The organism is Chryseobacterium sp. R2ACT005, from assembly GCF_049949215.1.
In the GTDB taxonomy this organism is placed as follows: Bacteria; Bacteroidota; Bacteroidia; order Flavobacteriales; family Weeksellaceae; genus Chryseobacterium.
The window spans coordinates 4732033-4748343 of the sequence record NZ_CP188192.1; the positions used below are offsets into that span (position 1 = coordinate 4732033).

Annotated in this window: 17 protein-coding genes; 15 read left to right on the forward strand and 2 right to left on the reverse strand. The window is 35.3% G+C overall.

Annotation, left to right across the window (positions count from 1 at the left end; all coding sequences use genetic code 11):
- Positions 1-40 precede the first annotated feature (40 nt).
- Entirely contained in the window at positions 41-1837 is a 1797-nt protein-coding gene (lepA, locus tag ACPF63_RS21740; protein WP_077413212.1) for a translation elongation factor 4, read from the forward strand.
- 52 nt (positions 1838-1889) lie between these two features.
- Here lepA and ACPF63_RS21745 read toward each other — a convergent pair whose 3' ends face one another.
- Positions 1890-2531, reverse strand: a complete 642-nt coding sequence (locus ACPF63_RS21745) for a DUF1579 domain-containing protein (protein ID WP_426481289.1) — start codon at positions 2529-2531, stop codon at positions 1890-1892.
- Between the two features lie 123 nt (positions 2532-2654).
- On the opposite strand from ACPF63_RS21745, the gene ACPF63_RS21750 reads away from it, so the two are divergent.
- From ACPF63_RS21750 to ACPF63_RS21815, 14 genes are all read left to right on the forward strand, one after another.
- Positions 2655-3350: an NUDIX hydrolase gene (locus ACPF63_RS21750; protein ID WP_034694004.1), complete on the forward strand. Its 696-nt coding sequence runs from the start codon at positions 2655-2657 to the stop codon at positions 3348-3350.
- 329 nt (positions 3351-3679) lie between these two features.
- Positions 3680-4222, forward strand: a complete 543-nt coding sequence (locus tag ACPF63_RS21755) for an NADAR family protein (protein WP_077413209.1) — start codon at positions 3680-3682, stop codon at positions 4220-4222.
- A gap of 28 nt (positions 4223-4250) precedes the next feature.
- Entirely contained in the window at positions 4251-4799 is a 549-nt protein-coding gene (locus ACPF63_RS21760) for a 2OG-Fe(II) oxygenase (RefSeq protein WP_426481290.1), read from the forward strand.
- Between the two features lie 73 nt (positions 4800-4872).
- Entirely contained in the window at positions 4873-5208 is a 336-nt protein-coding gene (locus ACPF63_RS21765; RefSeq protein ID WP_077413207.1) for a hypothetical protein, read from the forward strand.
- 2 nt (positions 5209-5210) lie between these two features.
- Entirely contained in the window at positions 5211-6065 is an 855-nt protein-coding gene (locus ACPF63_RS21770; RefSeq protein ID WP_426481291.1) for a hypothetical protein, read from the forward strand.
- 74 nt (positions 6066-6139) lie between these two features.
- Positions 6140-7207, forward strand: coding sequence for an adenylosuccinate synthetase (locus ACPF63_RS21775; protein ID WP_426481292.1), 1068 nt, complete (start codon positions 6140-6142; stop codon positions 7205-7207).
- Between the two features lie 75 nt (positions 7208-7282).
- Positions 7283-9157: a tetratricopeptide repeat protein gene (locus ACPF63_RS21780; protein ID WP_426481293.1), complete on the forward strand. Its 1875-nt coding sequence runs from the start codon at positions 7283-7285 to the stop codon at positions 9155-9157.
- A 5-nt stretch (positions 9158-9162) separates the two neighbouring features.
- A complete protein-coding gene (locus ACPF63_RS21785) occupies positions 9163-9669 on the forward strand; it encodes an O-acetyl-ADP-ribose deacetylase (protein ID WP_426481294.1) in 507 nt (168 codons plus the stop codon).
- A gap of 4 nt (positions 9670-9673) precedes the next feature.
- Positions 9674-10360: an SIR2 family NAD-dependent protein deacylase gene (locus tag ACPF63_RS21790; RefSeq protein ID WP_426481295.1), complete on the forward strand. Its 687-nt coding sequence runs from the start codon at positions 9674-9676 to the stop codon at positions 10358-10360.
- Complete coding sequence (locus ACPF63_RS21795) at positions 10360-11301, forward strand: ADP-ribosylglycohydrolase family protein (protein ID WP_426481296.1); 942 nt, start codon at positions 10360-10362, stop codon at positions 11299-11301. The genes ACPF63_RS21790 and ACPF63_RS21795 overlap by 1 nt, the downstream gene beginning before the upstream one ends.
- Before the next feature lie 9 nt (positions 11302-11310).
- Positions 11311-11853, forward strand: a complete 543-nt coding sequence (locus ACPF63_RS21800) for an RNA 2'-phosphotransferase (RefSeq protein WP_219071976.1) — start codon at positions 11311-11313, stop codon at positions 11851-11853.
- Between the two features lies 1 nt (position 11854).
- Entirely contained in the window at positions 11855-12583 is a 729-nt protein-coding gene (locus tag ACPF63_RS21805) for a metallophosphoesterase family protein (protein WP_426481297.1), read from the forward strand.
- A 128-nt stretch (positions 12584-12711) separates the two neighbouring features.
- Positions 12712-14436 carry a hypothetical protein gene (locus ACPF63_RS21810; RefSeq protein ID WP_426481298.1) on the forward strand — a complete coding sequence of 575 codons (1725 nt, stop codon included), beginning with the start codon at positions 12712-12714 and terminating at the stop codon, positions 14434-14436.
- Between the two features lie 98 nt (positions 14437-14534).
- Positions 14535-15323: a choice-of-anchor J domain-containing protein gene (locus ACPF63_RS21815; protein ID WP_426481299.1), complete on the forward strand. Its 789-nt coding sequence runs from the start codon at positions 14535-14537 to the stop codon at positions 15321-15323.
- A gap of 50 nt (positions 15324-15373) precedes the next feature.
- Here the strand turns inward: ACPF63_RS21815 and ACPF63_RS21820 are convergent, their stop codons facing one another.
- Entirely contained in the window at positions 15374-16255 is an 882-nt protein-coding gene (locus ACPF63_RS21820) for a cupin-like domain-containing protein (protein ID WP_426481300.1), read from the reverse strand.
- Positions 16256-16311 lie beyond the last annotated feature (56 nt).

Below are 16311 nucleotides of genomic sequence, written 5' to 3' on the forward strand. Positions count from 1 at the left end.
TCTTGCATTTTCTTATCTTTGCAAATTACAAGATTCTTAAATGAAAAACATACGAAATTTTTGCATAATCGCTCATATCGACCACGGTAAAAGTACCCTGGCAGACCGTCTATTGGAGTATACGAATACCGTTACCCAAAGAGAACTACAGTCTCAGACGCTTGATGATATGGATTTGGAGAAAGAACGTGGGATTACAATCAAGTCGCACGCCATCCAGATGGATTATGAGTATAAAGGAGAAAAATATATTCTAAACCTTATTGATACACCGGGACACGTTGACTTTTCTTATGAAGTATCCCGTTCTATTGCTGCCTGTGAAGGAGCACTTCTTATTGTTGATGCTGCACAGAGTATCCAGGCACAAACCATCAGTAATCTATATCTGGCATTGGAAAATGATTTAGAAATTATTCCAATTCTTAATAAAATAGATCTTCCGTCAGCAAACCCTGAAGAAGTAACCGACGAAATTATGGGCCTTTTAGGTTGCAAATATGAAGATGTTCTTAGAGTTTCTGGAAAAACAGGTGAGGGGGTTCATGATTTGCTTGAGCAGATTGTCAACAGAATTCCTGCTCCGGTTGGAGATCCCAATGCTCCGTTACAGGCACTAATTTTTGATTCTGTTTACAATCCTTTCAGAGGAATTGAAGCGTATTTCAAAGTAGTAAACGGAAGTATTTCTAAAAACGAAAAGATAAAATTTTTCGCGACTGGAAAAGAATATGGTGCTGATGAAGTGGGAACTTTAAAACTAAAACAGGTTCCTAAAAAAACAATTGAATGTGGTGATGTAGGGTATATTATTTCCGGGATTAAAGATGCAAGAGAAGTGAAAGTGGGTGATACCATTACCTCTTTTGTGAATCCTGCTGCTGCTGCAATCGACGGTTTTGAGGAAGTAAAACCAATGGTTTTTGCAGGAATTTATCCTATTGAATCTGAAGATTTTGAAGAATTGAGATTCTCATTAGAAAAATTAAGACTGAATGATGCTTCTTTGGTGTTTGAACCTGAAAGTTCTGCAGCACTAGGTTTTGGTTTCCGTTGCGGATTCTTGGGAATGCTTCATATGGAAATCGTGCAGGAACGTCTCGAAAGAGAATTTAATATGAATGTAATTACTACAGTTCCCAACGTTTCATATCACGGATATTCTAAAAAAGATCCTGAAACGGCAATGTTAATCAACAACCCATCTGAAATGATTGATCCCAATCTTTTAGACAGAGTTGAAGAGCCTTATATAAAAGCTTCTATTATTACCAAATCGGATTTTGTGGGTGCAGTAATGACGCTTTGTATCGAGAAAAGAGGGGAAATTGTAAACCAAAGTTATTTAACAGCTGACAGGGTGGAATTAACATTCAATATGCCTTTGGCTGAAGTTGTTTTTGACTTTTACGATCGTCTGAAATCTATTTCAAAAGGATATGCATCATTTGATTATTCCCCAATCGGAATGCGTTCTTCTAAATTGGTGAAAATGGATATCCTGATCAATGGTGACATGGTAGACGCACTGTCTTCATTGATTCACGATTCTAATGCTTATTACATTGGTAAAAGAATGTGTGAAAAGCTTCGTGAACTGATTCCTAGACAGCAGTTTGATATTGCAGTTCAGGCAGCATTGGGAGCCAAAGTAATTGCTAGAGAAACCATTAAAGCCTTAAGAAAAGACGTTACCGCAAAATGTTATGGTGGAGATATTTCCAGAAAACGTAAGCTATTGGAAAAGCAGAAAGAAGGTAAGAAGAAAATGAAACAGATTGGTAGAGTAGAAGTACCGCAATCGGCATTCATGGCTGTATTAAAACTAAATGATTAATTCATTATAAAATAAAACCGCTTCAGAAGAAGCGGTTTTTTTATTTCCTGATTTATTTTTTACGGGTATATTTTATTTCCATGGTTTTGTACTCTTTGCCTGTTTTGGAATCAGGGCCGTACATTTCCAGTTTTTGATTGTTATCATCTACAAATGTGAAAACTTCTCTGAAATCACAATCTTTTCCTGGTCTTGAGGGGTCAGTCATTTTTCCTTTAAACTCAACTGATTTTGTGGATGCATTCCATTCTCCTTCTCCATGCATGATTCCCGTTCCCATATTATCTATCCATGTACTGACAAACTTCTTCTTTGAGTTGTCATATCCTACAATACTCATCCCTTCAAAAGGCATTCCCATAAAGTCACCTTTGTGATTAGTGATCTGATAACGTCCACCATACATCATTTTATTGGTTGCCTCGGATTTACTCATCATAGGTTTTGCTCCGTTTTCCATCCACATTGTTGTTTCTCCAGTCCAGGTTCCATCAGATTTGGCCAGCATTTTGTGCATTTCTCCAGGAGTAGAATACTCCATCCAGGCTTTCATAGCTGTTGCAGAATCTACAGGTTTCCATTCAGAGGTCGAAGTAGAATCGGCTTTGTCAGTAGTATTAGCAGCAGTAGTTTTTCCTTTCTCACATGCTGTTAATAAAAACGCAATAAAAAGAATTGTTAATACATTTTTCATAATGATTTAGTTTTAAGATGGTTAGAATGATAACTTAAAGATAGGAACTTTTATTGTAACCGAAATTATTTTTTAATTTGAGCATAAATCGTAACTTTGTGTATTCGTAACGCAAATTAATTTATGGAGTCTCCAAAAAAATTACAGGATATAAAAGTGGCTGTAGATGCCGTTATTTTCGGATATTTTGATAAAAAAGATCTTCAGATCCTTCTGATTAAAAGAAATATTGAACCTTTTAAAGGTGGATGGGCTCTTCCGGGAGGACTTGTTCTTGATGATGAAAGCGTAGATGACGCCGTAAAAAGAGAACTCTATGAAGAAGCAGGCATAAAACCCGATTTTCTGGAACAACTCTACACATTTGGTAATCTGGGTCGCGATCCGAGAAACAGAGTAGTTTCTGTAGCATATCTGGGTCTTGTGAACCCATCTTACCATGAATTGTTTGCAGATTCTGATGCTGAAGACGCACAATGGTTTAGTATTAATAAACTTCCTTCAGTTGCTTTTGATCACAAAACAATCATTGAGACTGCCTTAAAGAGACTTCGTACAAAAATTCAATATCAGCCGATCGGTTTCAATCTTCTCAATGAAGAATTTCCTTTTTCAGACCTTGAAAATCTTTATAAAACCATTGTAGGACAGGAAATCGACAGAAGAAATTTCCGTAAGAAAATCATGAGTTACGGACTGTTGAACGAAACGAATAATGTTAAAAAAGAAGGAAGCGGCAGACCTGGAAAGCTTTTTACTTTCAATAAAGAAAAATATAAAGAGCTTGAAGAACAGGGTTTTTATTTTGAAATTAAATAGTTTTAAACACAAATTTCACAAATTAGTTTACACTAATGGTCACAAATGCATAGGAGAAAAAAAAGAATTATATAAGAAAGATCACTCAAAATACATTCAATAGGAACGGGCTTTAGCCCGTTTTTTTTATGATCAAATTCTATCAGGTTTAGCCTAAATCAATTAAAGATTAGGGGCATTTGTGATAAAAATAAGCGTTATCCGTGTTTTATAGAATAAATTTTTGTAATTGAAAGTCAGTAGGTTATGTGTATTAGCGTAAAATTAACACAAATAAATTTGGTGCAAAGACTGATAATATTTTAAATTTGTGTAGAAATAACGCAATCATGAAATACACCATACAAAATATTACAGAACGGTTTCAGAAGAAAGAAAGGATAAAATTTCTCTTTTTCTGGGGACATACGGCAAAAGATATGGTAACCAAATCATGTTTCAGCCAATGGTTTCCCGGAAAATTTGAAGAAAACGGGATCATTTATAAAACGGCAGAGCACTATATGATGGCCGGAAAAGCAAGGTTATTTAATGATCCTGAAACGGAAGAAGAAATCTTAAAGACAGCTACTCCTAACCAGGCAAAAGCTTTAGGCCGAAAAGTAAAAAACTTTGATCCAAAACTTTGGGATGATTATAAATATGAAATTGTAACTCAGGGAAATCTTTTGAAGTTTTCTCAAAATCAGAAATTTAAAGACTTTCTTTTGTCAACCGGAGATAAAATTCTTGTGGAAGCGAGTCCTTATGACAGAATCTGGGGAATCGGAATGCTGGAAACAGACAGCAGAGCAGAAAATCCTTTATTATGGAACGGAGAAAATCTCTTAGGATTTGCTTTAATGGAAGTAAGAGATCAATTAAGAAACTAAAACACAACACCAACACAAAATAGGAATCATGGAAAAAACAGAATTACACCCACAGATATTTCTGATTGAAGATTTTCTGACCGAAACAGAATGTGATCAGTATATCAGTCTTTCGCAGGAAAAAGTTTTTGAAGAAGCAAAAATCAATGTATTTGGACGTCAGCAGATGAATAAAGGAGTCAGAAATAATGACCGACTGATGATTTTTGATAAAGCAATGGCTGAAGATCTGTTTAAAAAGGCAACCGGATTTCTGCCTCAGGAACACGATGGATATCAGATTCTTAACTTTAATGAAATGCTTAGGGTCTATAGATATGCTCCCGGACAGCAGTTTAAAATGCACAGGGATGGAAGTTATATCAGAAATGAAAAAGAGAAAAGTTTTTACACCTTTATGATGTATCTGAATGATGATTTTGAAGGAGGAGAAACAGAATTCGAAAGCCTGTTTACCGTGGCTCCGAAGAAAGGAACAGCACTGATTTTTCATCATCCTCTGAGACATGAAGGAAAGACCTTGATTAGTGGACTGAAGTATGTTTTAAGAACGGATATCATGTATTCTAAAGAATAAACATTCTTAAAAAATGGCATTGCTATGTCTTGTTTAATTAGCGTAATATTAACACAAATAAAAATATTTGATCATGGAAGATGAATTAAAACCCAGATTTATCGAATCATTACAAAGAAATAATGATCAGATCAGAGAAGACCGTGCAAAGATCATCGGAGCAGATTCCGAATTGATTTACAGACGCAGAGTTGAAGATATCGAATTAAAAATCAAAAGACTCGAGCGCGAACAGGAAGGGCTTATAGATATCAGTCCTCTAGACAGGAACAGTCTGACATTCGCGGATTTCAATCCCGAATCATTCGTTCAGAAAGACATGGAATTATCATTAACAATCAGAAACCTTAATATTCAGCTTGAAGTAACCCAGAAGAGATTTGAATATTTATTTGGAAAAACACTATAGTCATGGGAAGTACAAGATACGATTTAGACGCTCGTTATGACAGAGCAAGAAAAGCAGGGTACGGAACAAAATCCGCAGGTGAAATTTTTACCCAGAATGCCAAAAGAATGGCTCACGAATCAATGAATCCTCACGGAATTTCTTTCAGAGAATCCAGAGACTCTGAAGTTCACCCCAACTCAGTTCCGATTATTTTAGGACTGGATGTTACAGGAAGTATGGGACATATTCCTCATGAGCTGATCAGAGATGGATTGCCTAAACTGATGGGAGGAATTATTCAGGGAGGCGTTCCGGATCCGGCATTATTATTTCTTGGAATCGGAGACCATGAATGCGATGGCTATCCGCTTCAGGTGGGACAGTTTGAGTCCGGGGATGCAGAACTGGATATGTGGCTTACCCGTACTTATATTGAGTCTGGCGGCGGCGGAAATGCCGGAGAAAGCTATCTATTAGCGTGGTATTTCGCAGCGTTCCATACCAGAACAGATGCCTTTGAAAAAAGAAAACAAAAAGGATTGCTGTTTACCGTTGGAGATGAACCTTGTCTAAAAACACTTCCTGCTTCCGCCATCAGAGAAATTATGGGAAAAGGACAGCAAACCTATACTCATATTGAATTGCTGGAAGAAGTAAAGAAGAAGTACGAAGTATACCATATCAGTGTTTTACATTCAGATCAGGCACTGAGAGCAGACAGAGGATGGAGAGAATTATTAGGACAAAATTGTATTTCCATAGAAGATCACAGAGAAATTCCGAATGTTATTAAAGGAATCATCTGCGATACATTTAAAAATAAAACCTTGGGAACTACAGGAACAGAAGGATTGGATCAATTTCAAATGCTTTAGAATAAGGTAATTGCCATCAGAAAATTATAAAAAAACAAATGAAGATGGCAAAGACTTTCAAAAAATAAAAGGACATGAAAAAGGCGCAAATAATAATAGGACTTGGTTTTGGTGATGAAGGAAAAGGGATCACTGCAGATTTTCTGGCTTCTCAGAATACGGAGGCTGTTGTAATCCGGTTTTCAGGAGGGCAACAGGCTGCTCATACCGTGATGATTGATGAAAGAAAACATGTGCATTCAAGCTTTGCAAGCGGTTCTCTTCGCGGATTGCCTTCTTACTTTACAGAACACTGCACTATTTATCCGGTTTTTCTACTCTATGAGAGAGAAGAATTAAAAACAAAGAACGGAAATATTGAGCTGCATATTCATCCATTGGCAAAGGTTACCACTCCTTTTGATGTATGGCAGAACAGAACCAATGCAAGAAATCTGGAACACGGAACCTGTGGAAAAGGAGTAGGAGCAACCATGAAAAGACACGAAAGTCCTTATAAACTGTTTGCCATAGACCTGATTGCGCCCAGAGAGATGTTATTGGAAAAACTGAAAGGGATCGCCTATTATTATGGTTTTGCAGATGAAAAAGAAGTTAATGAGCTTTTACATCCTTTTTTAAAAGCTATTGACAGGATTGATTGGAAAATAAATGATTATACTTGGCTGGCTTCGTTCAGACACCTTATTTTTGAAGGCAGCCAGGGTATTTTACTCGATATGGATCATGGCGTTTTCCCCAATGTGACCTATGCTCATACCACTTCAAAAAATGCATACGAAATCTGTAAGCTTTTAAAAATTGAAGACATTGAAATGTATTATGTCACCAGAAGCTATGGAACCCGTCACGGAAACGGCTGGATGAGCAATGAAAAAGAAATGGATCTGAAAAATAATGAAGAAGAAACCTGTACATTTAATGAATATCAGAAGGAGTTAAGAACAGGAGAAATAGATTATAACCTGTTGAATTATGCCTTGAAACTGGATGCAGCGTATGTATTTCCGGTTAAAAAGAATCTTGTTATTACATGCCTGGATCAGATTGATGAGAAATTTAAGGTAGAAAATATCGATGTAGAATTTGATGTCGTTTATGGATCATATTCTCCGTATTCAAAAGATTTTAAACAGATTTAAAAAAAATATATAAAAGATTATATTTATTGAGGTAATGTTAAATAACCTAATAAAACTTATAAAAACAAAAAAAGCATGAATACGAAAGATAAACAGGATCTTATTAAAAATGTAATAGAACTAAATGATGATGAAAAATTTCAGGAAGTGATAAAATTATTGCCTGATAGACTCCTAAATGAAGAGAAAGACTATAAACTATACGCTGAAAAAAGCAAAGCAATGTTTTATCTTGATAAGAATGGTTTTGAAAAATATGCAAAGAAAAGTCTTGCTTTAAAAGAGAATCAAGAGGCATCTTATTACCTAGGTATTTATTATGAAACAATGGATGATCTTTCTACTGCTATAGAATATTATAATAAAGCAATTGAATTAGATCCAAATTTTATACTTTCATATTCTTCATTAGGAGATATTTACACAAATCAGAATTCATTTGAAGAAGGAGAAAAATTTTATAATAAAGCCCTAAATATAGATAGTAATCATTTATATACTAACCATATGCTCGGAAATCTTTATAAGAAAATAAACAAAGATGTTGCCGCTGAAAAGCATTATAAAATAGCTATCAAAAAAGATGATAAATATTTTTACTCATATTATGGATTGGGTAATATCTATCTTCAAAGAAAAGAATTTGAAAATGCAGTTGAAATGTATGAAAAGGCCTTTTCTTTAAATAATGATTTCTATGACGCAATTTTTGGATTAGGGATAGCTTACCATCGTAAAAAAAATTATGAAAAGGCTATTGATTATTATAATAAGTATTTAAAAAGATATAATAATGAAATAGATGCTTACAATAATTTAGGAAATTCATATAAAAGTAATAATAATTTTTCGCAAGCAGAAGAAAGCTATAAAAAAGCTTTAGAAATAGACCCTCTGTACGAAAAACCATACTTCAATTATGGTAATTTATTATATAAACAAGAAAAATATAGTGATGCAAAGGAATTATTAAAAAAATATTTAGAGCTTAAAAAAGAAGAGGACTCTTTATATGAATTTGCTAAAACGAGGATAGAAAAAGTTAATAAAATTTTAGCAAATGAAGACTATGAAAAGATACAAGATATAGTATCTAAAATAAAAGAAATTTTGGAATACAAAGATAATTGTATTACACATTTTACAAGCCTTTCTGTTGCGAAATTATTGGTTTTCGAATCCAGTAAATTTAGATTATCAGAAGGAGCATTTTTAAATGATACTTCTGAAGGTAGAGAACTTTTTAGCTTTCTAAATTATCAATCGCCATTTGGTAAAAAAGAAAATCCAGTTGATGAAATTTTTGTTCAAAAACCATTTATAGGAAGTTTTGTTTCTGAAAGTAAGCACAATGATTTAGCTATGTGGAGAATGTATGGAAAAGAAGGAAAAGATGAAGCAAAAGGATGTGCTATAACAATGAATGTGAAAACTTTAATAGAACAAGTTCAGGAAAAGTTAGGAATAGATAAATTAGAAGAAAGCGAATTTGATATTAAATTTTATAAAGTAGCTTATTGGAAAGATACTAAATTTATTGTTGCAGATGAAAAAACTTCTGGAGTAAAAATAAGAAGACTCAATAAGTATTGTAATGATCTTAAAAATGTGCTTGACGAATTTAATACTAAGGATGAAGAAATTAAAATACAAATTGACATTGAAGAACTGTTATTTGAAATTGCTTTTCTATTTAAAGGTATTGAATATCAGTATGAGAATGAAGTAAGATTAGTACAAAAAGGGGTTGGTTTCGATAAAACTATAGATAAAACTTTTATAGTCCCTAGGGTATATATAGAGCTCTCAGAAATATCAAAAAGTATAGAGAAAATAACATTAGGACCAAAGGTTGAAAGAGCAGATGAATGGGCTTCAGCTTTACACTATGAATTGAAAAATAGAGAGATAGAAGCAGAGATACACATTTCTAGACAACCATTTAAATAAATTCCATGAAAATTGAATTAATAAAAGGAGACCTCACAAAGATCCATGCTGATGCGATTGTCAATGCTGCCAATTCATCCTTACTTGGTGGAGGCGGAGTGGATGGAGCTATTCATCGAGCAGGAGGGCCACAGATCTTGGAAGAATGCAGAGCGATCAGAAACAGACAAGGTAAATGTAATACTGGTGAAGCTGTAGTAACAAATGCGGGAAATTTCCCTGCAAAATATGTTATTCATACAGTTGGTCCGGTTTGGAATGGAAATGAGGAAAAAGAATCAAAACTTCTGGCAAGCTGTTATCGCAATTCTTTACAATTAGCAGAAAGTCTAGGAGTAAAGACCATAGCTTTTCCTAATATCAGTACGGGAGTATATAAATTTCCAAAAGAACTGGCAGGAAAGATTGCTGTAGATGAGGTCAGAAAATTTAAGTCAGATGTCATTGAGAAAGTTATTTTTGTGTGCTTTGATGATGAAAATGAAATGATTTACAAAAAACTATTAGAGTAAACCAATGAAAAAACTAACCATATTAAGCGGAGCAGGAATCAGTGCCGAGAGCGGAATAAAAACCTTCAGAGACGGGGACGGTCTTTGGGAAAATCATAATGTAACAGATGTGGCAAGTCCGGAAGGATGGAGAAAAGACAGAGCTTTAGTGCTGGAGTTTTATAACCAGAGAAGACGTCAGTTGCATGAAGTACAGCCTAACGAAGCGCATCAATTATTGGCAGAACTGGAAAAACATTTCGATGTTCAGATCATTACCCAGAATATTGATGATCTTCACGAAAGAGCAGGCTCTATCGATATCCTTCATATTCACGGAGAATTGTTCAAATCATGCTCATGCAACAATAAAAATCTGATTTACGAACAAAAAGAGGATATCAATATTGGTGACAAAGCAGAAGATGGGGCTCAATTAAGACCTTTTATCGTTTGGTTCGGAGAAGATGTCCCTTTGTATCAGACCGCAAGAGAAATCGTAAAAGAATCAGATATTTTACTGGTAATTGGAACGTCTTTACAGGTGTATCCGGCTGCCGGACTGATTCATGATATCAAAGATGATTGTCTTTTAATCGTAATCAACCCTAATGAAACAGGATTTGGATACGGACAGAGAGCGGTTGTAATGAAAGAAACAGCAACCCAGGGAATGAAGCTCTTATTTGATAAACTGGTAAATCTTGCCTGATGGAAAATAAAGTAAAAGCAGGAATCATGGGCGTTTGTATTGGAGATGCTCTTGGTGTTCCTGTAGAATTTAAAAAAAGAGAAGATTTAAAACGTTTTCCAGTAACAAAAATGCTGGAATACATGTCCTGGAATCAACCCAAAGGAACCTGGAGTGATGACAGCTCTCTCACACTTTGTCTTGCTGATGAACTTACCAAGGGATATGATCTGGAAAAGATCGGGCAAAGCTTTGTAAAATGGAACAAATATGGTCACTGGACTGCCCACGGAAGACTTTTCGATATAGGAGGAACAACAAGACATGCCTTGGCGAGATTAATTAAAGGTGAAAGTGCCAGATTTTCAGGAAATATTTTTGAAGAGGACAACGGAAATGGCTCTCTGATGAGAATTCTTCCTCTTGCTTTTTATCTTGAAAATGAAGATAACATACAGAAACTCTATCTTACGGTAAAAGAAGTCTCAGCAATAACTCACGGTCATTTCCGGTCTGTTTTTGTCTGTTTTATATATGTTATTTTTGCCATCCAGCTATTGAAAGGAAAGGGCAAAAAAGAAGCTTATATTTATACACAAAAGACAGCCTTGGAATATGCAGAAGAACAGGGTTTTAACCCAAAAGAAATTGAACTTTTTAATAGAATTTTAAAAAATAATATTTCCGGATATCCCGAAGATGAAATCAAAAGTGGCGGATATGTCCTTCACAGTCTGGAAGCTTCTCTATGGTGTTTTTTTAACTCAGAAAGCTACTCAGAAGCAGTTTTGAAAGCGGTAAACCTGGGCGAAGACACAGATACAACAGGAGCTATCACTGGAGGAATTGCCGGAATTTATTATGGATATGGAAGTATTCCGGAAGAATGGATTGCAGAGCTGGTGAGAAAGGATGATATTGAAGCATTATGTGAGAAGCTAAACCAAAAATTAATGAATTAAACACAAACCATGAACGAAATAGAAAAGAAAAAAATAAGTAAATTTTTAAGCCTGATTCTACGTCATCAGCCAGAAAGTATAGCAATTAAGCTGGATGAAAACGGGTGGGCAGATATAGATGAGCTGAGAGCAAAATCTGCTAAAAAGAGAATGTTTTTTACTCCCGAAGAATTGGATGAGGTTGTAGAAACCAATAACAAAAAGCGTTTTGCTTTTAACGAAGATAAAACCAAGATCAGAGCAAATCAGGGTCATTCTATTGATATAGATCTGGCTTTGGAAACCAAACAACCCCCTGAATTTCTTTATCACGGAACTGCAGAAGCCAATATCACTTCCATTTTAGAAAAAGGAATTGAAAAAAGAACCCGCCAGCATGTACACTTAAGTGCTGATAAAGAGACGGCTGCAAAGGTCGGGATGAGACACGGTAAACCCGTAATTCTTACCATCAGAACCGGAACCATGCATCAGGAAGGATTATCTTTCTACCAGTCTGCAAATGGAGTTTGGCTGACAGATTTTGTAGATGCAAAATATATTTCGAAGTAAAATGAAAAGAACATTAGTAATAGGAGACATTCACGGAGGATTTAAAGCATTACAACAGGTTCTTGAGAGAGCTAAAGTCACAACGGATGATCAGCTTATCTTCCTCGGTGATTATGTGGACGGATGGAGCGAATCTTCTGAAATTATTAAATTTTTAATGGAACTTTCCAAAAAGCAGGAATGTATATTCATCAAAGGAAATCATGATGCCTGGTGTGAAGATTGGTTAGCTTTGGGACAAAGCCCCGATATATGGCTTTTCAATGGCGGAAAAAGTACAGTGGAAAGCTACGCAGATTATCTCCCGGAAGATCTGGATATTCATCTGGAATTCTTTCAAAGAATGAAAAGCTATCATATTGACAATCAGAGCCGCTTGTTTATTCATGCGGGATATGCTTCGATGCACGGCCCTGAAAAAGAAGTTTATTCCAGCAATTACCGATGGGACAGAACCCTTTGGGAAACAGCCGTAGCAATGGATAAAAAACTGGAAAAGAATTCAGAGTTGTATCCCAAAAGACTGCTTTTATACAAAGAAATATTTATCGGGCATACACCCACTCTTGATATTGGGATTACAACACCGGCCAACAAAGCTAATATTTGGAATATGGATACCGGAGCAGCCTATACCGGAGCTTTATCAATTATGGATATTGATTCTAAAGAATTCTGGCAAAGCGATCCGCTTCCCTCTTTATACCCAAATGAAAAAGGAAGAAATTAATAAATTTAAATAACCCTTACTTGTTTTTAAAACTGATGAGGGTTTATTTTTAAAAGCAATTTTGCCACTTTCCGTATTCTCCCATTCATAAAAGATGATTAATTTTAAAGTCTGAAAATATGACTTTAATGAAACTTAAATATCTTTTATTCACCCTGAGTTCTACCTTATTTTTTGCCCAAAAATCATTTCAGACTCCTTTTGAAAAAGGGAATGGCAACCAAACTGTTACCTACGATGAAATGAATAACTATTATCAGGATCTGGCTAAAAACTTCAATACCATTCAGTACCTTAAAAAAGGAGAAGATGATAACGGAAAACCTATTTATGTGGTGGTTTATAATCCTTTTGCTGAAAAAGACCTTGAAAAATTAAGAAAAGACAAAGCCGTTCTCTTCGTTAACAATGGTATTCACCCCGGAGAACCGGACGGAATAGATGCAACTATGATACTGATGAGAGATCTTGCCACCCAAAAGATCAAAACTCCACAGAATTTTATCATTGCCGCTATTTCCGCATACAATGTGAGTGGAATGCTGAACAGAGGGTCTTATTCCAGGGCCAATCAGAATGGTCCGGAACAATATGGCTTCAGAGGAAATGCAAGAAATTATGACCTGAACAGAGATTTTATTAAAGCGGATTCTAAAAATGCCAGAAGCTTTCAGGAAATTTATCAATGGTTAAAACCAGATGTTTTTATAGATAATCATGTCAGCAACGGAGCAGATTATCAATATACATTCACCTATATTTCAACCTTTAAAGAACGCTTGGGAAACACACTCGGAGCTTATTTCTATAACGATTATCAGGCTAAAAATCTTGAGGATATGAAAAAACTGGGGTATGAAAGTACGCCTTACGTCAATATTCATGGTGATGTTCCTGAAGTAGGATTTGCTTCATTTGAAGACTCTCCAAGATATTCCACAGGATATTCTTCTCTTTTCAATTCTTTAGGAACTGTTCCTGAAACCCATATGCTGAAACCTTATGACAAAAGAGTAGATGCTACTTACAAATATATGTTGGTCAACCTGCAGAATTTAGATAAAGAGTACCACAAAATAAAACAGCTCCGCATTGAAAATTTAAAACAATACCAGGCTGGAAAACAATATGGAATCCGTTGGAAAATAGATTCCACCAGGTTTTCTACCATGGATTTTAAAGGCTTTGAAGGGAAATATAAACCCAGTGAAGTTTCCGGCAAGCCAAGGCTTTATTATGATAGAAACAAACCTTTTACAAAGAATATAAAGCTATTTACTACTGCGGTTCCAACAGGATATATTACCATTCCAAAATATTATGTGATTCCACAGTCGCAATACCGCGTTATTGAGGAATTTAAAAGAAATAATATTCAGATGAAACCGATTCGGAAAGACAGTATTTTAGCGGTGGAATCCTATAAAATCAAAGATTTTAAAACAGTTAAAAACCCCTATGAAGGTCACTATCTGCATTTTGAAACCGCAGTAGGCAAATTCAATAAAAATCTGATGTTTTCTGCCGGAGATTACCTGGTTTCTACCAATCAGCCTGGTGTGAAATACATCATAGAAACACTCGAACCTGAGGCGTTAGACTCATTTTTCAACTGGAATTTCTTCGATGGAATTTTAGCTCAGAAAGAATATTATTCTGCTTATATTTTTGAAGATACCGCAGCTGAACTGCTGAAAAAAGATAAAAAACTGAAAGAAGCCTTTGAAAAAGCAAAATTATCCGATAAAAAGCTTTCCGAGGATGGAGAAGCACAATTGGATTGGGTGTACAGACATTCCCCTTACTTTGAAGAAAAGACTTTCAGACAATATCCTGTTTATAGGGTGTTGTAGGAAATTTTTATAAAAGTTTGGATTATTTTCGTTTTTTATAATCATTTGTTCATCAATTTGTTTATTTTTTTATTAAATTAGTATGAAAATAAAACACTATGAAACAAATTTATCAATTCGTAACGCTGCTGTGCTTTGTACCAATAGGTTTGCTGGCACAATATTCTCAAAGTTTTGATTCGGCAACAATGCCTGCCGACTGGACAGTCATTAACGGAGGAGATCCCGGAACCTGGGAAACCTGGGATTCCTATGATTCCTCATTCAATGCTCCTCATTCCGGAACTCATTTTCTGGGATTGGAATATGGCAGTACTGCCCATGATGATTATGTCATTAGTCCTGCTATAGTGGTAACCGCCGGAGTATCAGATAAGCTTACTTTCTGGGCAAGAAACAGAGGGGCTGGTCTTGCTGAGACAGTAGATGTAAAAATATCAACAACAACGCCCACCGTCGCAGGACTTACCAATACGTTAGCGGCTGCAGTAAAACCTCCTACTTCATGGAACCAGTACACTTATGATCTGACTCCTTATGTAGGTCAAACCATCTACATTGCTTTCTATTCCACTACAGATGATATCTGGTTTATCGGAATAGATGATTTCCAGATTTCAGCAAACAATCTGTCAGTTTCTGATGCAAAAGCAGATAACAGCCGTGCATCTGTCTATCCGAATCCGGTAAAAGATATGTTATATATCAAAAATAAAACGAAGATATCTGAAATCAATATTTATGATTTTAATGGAAAACTGGTAAAAAAAGAAATGATGAACTCAGAAAACGGAACTGTAAATGTAAGCGAATTGGCTGCAGGAAATTATATAGTAAAGGTTAAAGATAAAGAGACTGAGAAAGGCTATAAAATTATTAAAAAATAACATTTTTATAATAGAATCAAAAAGACGTTTCAATTGAAACGTCTTTTTATTTATCTTGGTAAGCCTCTTTTTAAAGCGATTTCTGCCCTTTCAATAGCAAGCTTTTCTTTCCAGTCCATGTATTTACTTTTAAACTGAGACTTCATAACATCGTCAAATTTACGTTGTACGGTAAGATTCCATAAAGAATGAGCTTTTACTGCCCATGATTTGTCCCATGCTCTTAAAGAAATAGAGAAACTTCCATCAAGGTATTTCATCCAGTGCCACCATCCTGTAGGCATGAATAAAGTATCTCCATGTTCCAGGAAACATTCAATTCCTTCTACACCATCCAGTGCTGGAAACTTTGTAAGGTCTGGATTTTCAATATCATAGTCTTCTAATGCATAGGTTGCGTAGGGTATCTGATAAAGTCTTTCTCTCCATTTATAATCGAAAAGAAGAATATGTTTTCTTCCGTTGAAGTGAGTATGGAAAATATGCGCCATATCAATATCAAAATGAAGGAATGTTTCAGATCCTTTTCCTCCGAAGAACATATTGGGATACTTATCAAGAAACCCTCCCATGAGTTCTTTGGGCGAAATATAATCTTCCAAAAGTTTCGGTGCGAATTTTATGGGGTCAAAAAGGAATATTCTCAGATCAGTAGGTTCCCGCTGAATGAGATCTATATAATCTCCAAATTTCATTTTTGCGGCAGAAGAATTGATGGGAGCAGAAGGATCTGCCTTTGAGCTGTCGTATAAAGGAACCTCTACATCTCCTACAACCTCTTTCATGTATTCCATCGTCCATTTTTGGTAAGCTGGCCACTTTTTTGCCATATTTTTGATGACAACGGGCCTTCTTGGCTTCAGATATTTTTCGTAGAATTCCTCTTTGGAAATGTCATCTACGATATCTATAGGCTTTAAAATAATTCCCATTTTAGTAAATTTATATGACAAAATTATTAAATAAATGTTAACGATCCTTGTCTTTA

What these genes read in the sequence shown, in the direction of transcription:
- ACPF63_RS21790 (WP_426481295.1), top strand. Translation starts at nt 9,674, where the DNA reads ATGAAAAAACTAACCATATTAAGCGGAGCAGGAATCAGTGCCGAGAGC.
- ACPF63_RS21805 (WP_426481297.1), top strand. Translation starts at nt 11,855, where the DNA reads ATGAAAAGAACATTAGTAATAGGAGACATTCACGGAGGATTTAAAGCA.
- ACPF63_RS21785 (WP_426481294.1), top strand. Translation starts at nt 9,163, where the DNA reads ATGAAAATTGAATTAATAAAAGGAGACCTCACAAAGATCCATGCTGAT.
- ACPF63_RS21765 (WP_077413207.1), top strand. Translation starts at nt 4,873, where the DNA reads ATGGAAGATGAATTAAAACCCAGATTTATCGAATCATTACAAAGAAAT.
- lepA (WP_077413212.1), top strand. Translation starts at nt 41, where the DNA reads ATGAAAAACATACGAAATTTTTGCATAATCGCTCATATCGACCACGGT.
- ACPF63_RS21750 (WP_034694004.1), top strand. Translation starts at nt 2,655, where the DNA reads ATGGAGTCTCCAAAAAAATTACAGGATATAAAAGTGGCTGTAGATGCC.
- ACPF63_RS21770 (WP_426481291.1), top strand. Translation starts at nt 5,211, where the DNA reads ATGGGAAGTACAAGATACGATTTAGACGCTCGTTATGACAGAGCAAGA.
- ACPF63_RS21775 (WP_426481292.1), top strand. Translation starts at nt 6,140, where the DNA reads ATGAAAAAGGCGCAAATAATAATAGGACTTGGTTTTGGTGATGAAGGA.
- ACPF63_RS21760 (WP_426481290.1), top strand. Translation starts at nt 4,251, where the DNA reads ATGGAAAAAACAGAATTACACCCACAGATATTTCTGATTGAAGATTTT.
- ACPF63_RS21815 (WP_426481299.1), top strand. Translation starts at nt 14,535, where the DNA reads ATGAAACAAATTTATCAATTCGTAACGCTGCTGTGCTTTGTACCAATA.
- ACPF63_RS21800 (WP_219071976.1), top strand. Translation starts at nt 11,311, where the DNA reads ATGAACGAAATAGAAAAGAAAAAAATAAGTAAATTTTTAAGCCTGATT.
- ACPF63_RS21795 (WP_426481296.1), top strand. Translation starts at nt 10,360, where the DNA reads ATGGAAAATAAAGTAAAAGCAGGAATCATGGGCGTTTGTATTGGAGAT.
- ACPF63_RS21780 (WP_426481293.1), top strand. Translation starts at nt 7,283, where the DNA reads ATGAATACGAAAGATAAACAGGATCTTATTAAAAATGTAATAGAACTA.
- ACPF63_RS21810 (WP_426481298.1), top strand. Translation starts at nt 12,712, where the DNA reads ATGAAACTTAAATATCTTTTATTCACCCTGAGTTCTACCTTATTTTTT.
- ACPF63_RS21755 (WP_077413209.1), top strand. Translation starts at nt 3,680, where the DNA reads ATGAAATACACCATACAAAATATTACAGAACGGTTTCAGAAGAAAGAA.
- ACPF63_RS21820 (WP_426481300.1), bottom strand. Translation starts at nt 16,255, where the DNA reads ATGGGAATTATTTTAAAGCCTATAGATATCGTAGATGACATTTCCAAA.
- ACPF63_RS21745 (WP_426481289.1), bottom strand. Translation starts at nt 2,531, where the DNA reads ATGAAAAATGTATTAACAATTCTTTTTATTGCGTTTTTATTAACAGCA.